Here is a 4,988-nt window from a genome sequence, read left to right as displayed (position 1 = left end):
ACTGCGACCCCTGCCCCGGAAACACGAACACCGGCTTCCCGGCGTGGCCCGCCACGCCCTGGGCCACGAGGCCACCGGGCTCGTCCCGGGCGAGCGACGTCAGCCCGGCGCGGAAGTCCTCGAGGCCGCCACCGACCACCACCGCGCGGTGGTCGAAGCGGGCGCGGGTGGTGGCCAGCGAGAAGCCCACATCGGCCGGGGACGGCTCCGGGCCCTCCGCGAGGCGCGCCAGCAGCCGCTCCGCCTGACCGCGGAGCCCCGACTCGGTCTTGGCCGACAGCACCCATGGCACCGTCGCACCGCCCACGGGTGCCTCGCCCCCGGCGGAGGTGTCCGCGGGCCCGGCGGCCTCGGTGCTCTCGGGGGCCTGCTCGATGATGGCGTGGGCGTTGGTGCCGCTGGCGCCGAAGGCGGACACCCCGGCGCGGCGGACCCGCCCGGTCTCCGGCCACGGCCGGGCCTCGGTGAGCAGTTCGACGGCGCCCGAGGACCAGTCCACGTTGGGCGACGGCTCCTGGATGTGCAGGGTGCTGGGCAGCACACCGTGGCGGATCGCCTGCACCATCTTGATCACACCGCCGACCCCGGCGGCGGCGGCCGTGTGGCCGATGTTGGACTTCAGCGAGCCCAGCCACAGCGGCCGGTCGGCCGGGCGGTTCCTGCCGTACGTGGCGAGCAGGGCGTTGGCCTCGATGGGGTCGCCCAGTGACGTTCCCGTGCCGTGGGCTTCGACCACGTCGACGTCGTTCCCGGACAGGGTGGCGCTGGCCAGCGCCTGGCGGATCACCCGCTGCTGGGCACGGCCGTTGGGCGCGGTGAGGCCGTTGCTCGCGCCGTCCTGGTTGATGGCGGAGCCTCGTACGACGGCCAGCACTCGGTGGCCGTTGCGCCGGGCGTCCGAGAGCCGTTCCAGCAGCAGCACCCCGACGCCCTCGCCCCAGGCGGTGCCGTCGGCCGTCGAGGAGAACGCCTGGCAGCGGGAGGAGGTGGACAGCGCCCGCTGGCGGCTGAACTCGATGAAGCCGCTCGGCGTGGACATCACGGTGGTGCCGCCGGTGAGCGCCATCGAGCAGTCGCCCTGACGCAGCGCCTGGCACGCCATGTGCAGCGCCACCAGCGAGGAGGAGCACATGGTGTCGACCGTGACGGCCGGGCCCTCCAGGCCCAGGGTGTAGGCGACCCGGCCGGAGAGGATGGCGCCCGAGGCGCCCATGGACATCTGGCCCTCTAGCCCCTCGGGGAGTTCGGTCAGATCGCGGGCGTAGTCGAAGTCGGTGGCGCCCATGAAGATGCCGGTGTCGCTGCCGCGCAGGGTGCCCGGGTCGATTCCGGCACGCTCGAAGGTCTCCCAGACCACTTCGAGCAGCAGCCGCTGCTGCGGGTCCATGGTAAGGGCCTCGCGCGGCGAGATGCCGAAGAACACCGGGTCGAACTGGTCGGCGTCCTGGAGGAATCCGCCCTGGCGGGCGTAGGTGCGGCCCTCGCGGTCGGGGTCCGGGTCGAAGAGGTTCGGCAGGTCCCAGCCCCGGTCGGCCGGGAAGTCGGCCATGCCGTCCCGGCCTTCGGCCACGGCCTGCCACAGGTCCTCGGGGGAGCGGATATCGCCCGCGTAGCGGCAGTTCATCGCCACGATGGCGATGGGCTCGGGGACCTGCAGCTCCTGGATCCGGCGGTGTGCGGCGCGGAGATGGCCGGTGGCCCGCTTGAGGTAGTCGCGCAGCTTCTTCTCGTTGTCCATGGTCGTCAGCTCCTCAAGAGGGCCGGAACGTCGGTGGCGGCCGGGGCGGTGGCGCGGTGGTTCATGGGGCCGTCAGATCCCGGCCCAGCAGCTCGAACATCCCGTCCAGCAGCTCGAACATCTCGTCGTCGGTGGCCGATTCGATGTCTTCAAGCTCCAGGGCGGCGAGGGTGGACTGGACGCGGTCGAGCTCCGCGAGCGCCGCGTTGTCCACGGGCTCCTCTCCCGATGGCAGGAGTTCGTCCCGCAGCAGCACGGCGAGGTCGTCGGCGGTCGGGTAGTCGAAGACGAGGGTGACGGGCAGTCGAAGGCCGGTCGCGGCGTTCAGCCGGTTGCGCAGATCGACCGCGGTGAGCGAGTCGAAGCCCAGCTCCTTGAAGGCCCGTCCGGTCTCGACCGCGCCCGCCTCGGCGTAGCCGAGGGCGGCTGCCGCCTGCTCGCTGACCAGCTCCACGAGGGCGGTGTGGCGGTCGGCCGGGCCGAGCCCCGCGAGCCGGGTGCGCAGCGCGGCGGCGCCACCGGTCTCCTCCCGCTCGGCCCCGGCCGGGTCCTGCCCGGTGGCGCCCGCCTCGGGGAGGTCGGCGAGCAGGGGCAGTGGCCGGGTGGCGGAGAGGGCGGGGGCGAAACGGCCCCAGTCGATATCGGCCGCCACGAGGAAACCGTCGCCCTGTGCGACCGTCTGCCGCAGCAGTTCCAGCGCCCGTGCGCCGTCGATGGGCGGTGCGCCACGGCGACGCAGCTGGTCCGCCACCTCGCCGTCGATCATTCCGCCGCCCGCCCAGGCGCTCCAGGCCACCGAGGTGGCGGGCAGGCCGTCCGCGCGGCGCAGCTGGGCGAGCGCGTCGAGATACGCGCTGGCCGCCGCGTAGTTGCCCTGTCCTGCGGCGCCCACGGTACCGGCGATCGAGGAGATCAGGACGAACGCATCGAGGTCCAGGCGCAGCTCCCGGGTCAGCTCGTGCAGATGGCGCGCGCCCGCCACCTTGGGGCGCAGCACGGCCTCGATCCGCTCGGGGGTGAGCGCGTCCACGGTGGCGTCGTCCAGGGCGCCCGCGGTGTGCACCACGGCGGTGAGCGGGTGGTCCGCGCCGTCCTGTGTGATCTGGTGCAGCAGACGCGCCAGCGCCTCGCGGTCGGCCACATCACACGCGGCGACGGTCACCCGGGCGCCGCGCCCGGCAAGTTCGGCCTCCAGCTCGGCCGCGCCCGGGGCCCGGGGGCCGCGGCGGCTGACCAGCACCACGTGTTCGGCGCCCTCATCGGCCAGCCCGCGGGCGATCTGGGCGCCGACGCCACCGGTGCCGCCGGTGATCAGGACGGTGCCGCGGGGCTGCCAGCGCTCACCGGAGCGGGTGGTCCCGGCCCGCCGCAGCCGCCGGGCGAGGACGCCCGAGGCGCGGATGGCCAGCTGATCCTCGCCGTCCTGACCGGTCAGAACGCGGGCGAGCGCCCGGAGGGCACCCTCGTCCAGGGTCTCGGGCAGGTCGACCAGCCCGCCCCAGCGCTGTGGATGCTCCAGGGCGACCGCGCCGCCCAGGCCCCAGACGAGGGCTTGCGCGGGGGCTTCGGGGCGGTCGGCGCGGCTGGCGGAGACGGCGCCGCGGGTGACACACCACAGGGGCGCCTCGACGCCCGCCTCGCCCAGTGCCCGCACCAGGTCGAGGGTGGTGGCGAGCCCGGTGGGCACGTCGGGGTGTTCCGGATGCGGTGCCTCGTCGAGGCCGAGCAGTGACACCACGCCACCGGGCGCCCCGGTGTCCCCAAGGGCCTCGTTGATACGGGCGGCGAGCCGAGTGCGGTCGGTGTCGTCGGCGCCGATGCGTACGGGGGCGACCTCGACGCCGAGCGCGGTGAGCCCGTCGGTGATGGCCTGGGCGGCAGCGGAGCCGGCGCGCCCGGAGTCGGCGGCCCGGGCGTCGGCACCCTCGGTGGGCACCGCTACCAGCAGGCGGGCGGGGAGCGTGAGGGGCCTTTGGCCGTCGAGGGGTTGCCAGCCGATGCGGTAGCGCCAGGTGTCCAGCGCGGCCTGGTCGCTCAGCCGGGAACGCCACGACGAGAGCAGCGGAAGCACCTCACTGAGCGGTGCGTCGGCAGCCGCGCCCAGCTTCGCCGTCAGCGCATTCAGGTCGGCCTTCTCGACCGCGGTCCAGAACTCCGCCTCCGCCGGACCGGTGGCCGCCTCGGCGACCGGCCCGGTCCGGGGCTCGACCCAGTAGCGGGCGCGCTGGAACGCGTAGGTGGGAAGGTCGACACGCCGCGCGCCCCGTCCGGCGAACAGCCCCCGCCAGTCCACCTCCGCGCCGTGGACGTAGCCCTGGGCGAGCGAGAGCAGCATCCGCTCGGGCCCGCCCTCCTCGCGGCGCAGGGTGCCGATGACGGCGGCCGAGCCCTCGGCGGCCTCGACGGTGGCCTCGATGGCGGCGGCCAGCACGGGGTGCGGGCTCACCTCCACGAACAGCCGGTGGCCGCCGCTGAGCAGCGCCCGGGTGGCCGCTTCGAGCCGTACGGTCTCCCGCAGGTTGCGCGCCCAGTAGGCGGCGTCGAGCCCAGCGGTGTCCAGGGGTTCACCGGTGACGGTGGAGTGGAAGACGACCCGCGAGGTGCGCGGACGGATGGGGGCGAGGATCCGCAGCAGCTCGTCGTGGATCGTCTCCACCTGGGCCGAGTGGGAGGCGTAGTCCACCGGGATCAGCTTCGCCCGGACGTCCTCGGCCTCGCACCCCACCTGAAGCTCGTGCAGCGCCTCCGGTTCGCCGGAGACCACCACGGCGCCCGGGCCGTTGACGGCGGCTACGGAGATGCGGCCGTCCCATGCGGCGATCCGCTCCCGCACCTCCTCGACCGGGAGCGACACGGACATCATGCCGCCGCGTCCGGCCAGCCCACGGGCGATGGCCTGCGAGCGCAGCGCCACCACCCGGGCCCCGTCCTCCAGCGACAGCGCACCCGCCACCACCGCAGCGGCGATCTCCCCCTGCGAGTGACCCACCACAGCGGCAGGCACCACCCCACACACCCGCCACACCTCAGCCAACGACACCATCACCGCCCACAACGCCGGCTGAACCACATCCACCCGCTCCAGCACCGGGCCCTCGCCGCGCAAGACCTCAGTCAACGACCAGTCGGCAAACGCCCCCAGCGCCACCTCACACTCCGCGATCCGACCCGCGAACACCGGCGAGGAGTCCAGCAACTCCACCGCCATCCCCACCCACTGCGACCCCTGCCCCGGAAACACGAACACCGG

Annotated in this window: 2 protein-coding genes; both read right to left on the bottom strand. The window is 74.3% G+C overall.

Annotated elements, in window-relative coordinates; genetic code table 11:
- Nucleotides 1-1,738: type I polyketide synthase (locus VT50_RS37840; RefSeq protein ID WP_143645389.1), on the bottom strand; the 1,738-nt coding region annotated here is incomplete at its 3' end.
- Between the two features lie 61 nt (nucleotides 1,739-1,799).
- The coding region (locus VT50_RS37835; protein ID WP_143645388.1) for an SDR family NAD(P)-dependent oxidoreductase at nucleotides 1,800-4,988 on the bottom strand (3,189 nt) is incomplete at its 5' end.

It is taken from the genome of Streptomyces antioxidans (assembly GCF_000968685.2).
Taxonomy (GTDB): domain Bacteria; phylum Actinomycetota; class Actinomycetes; order Streptomycetales; family Streptomycetaceae; genus Streptomyces; species Streptomyces antioxidans.
The sequence above is the reverse complement of the archived record's forward strand: the minus strand, read 5'-3'. Positions and strand labels throughout refer to the sequence as shown.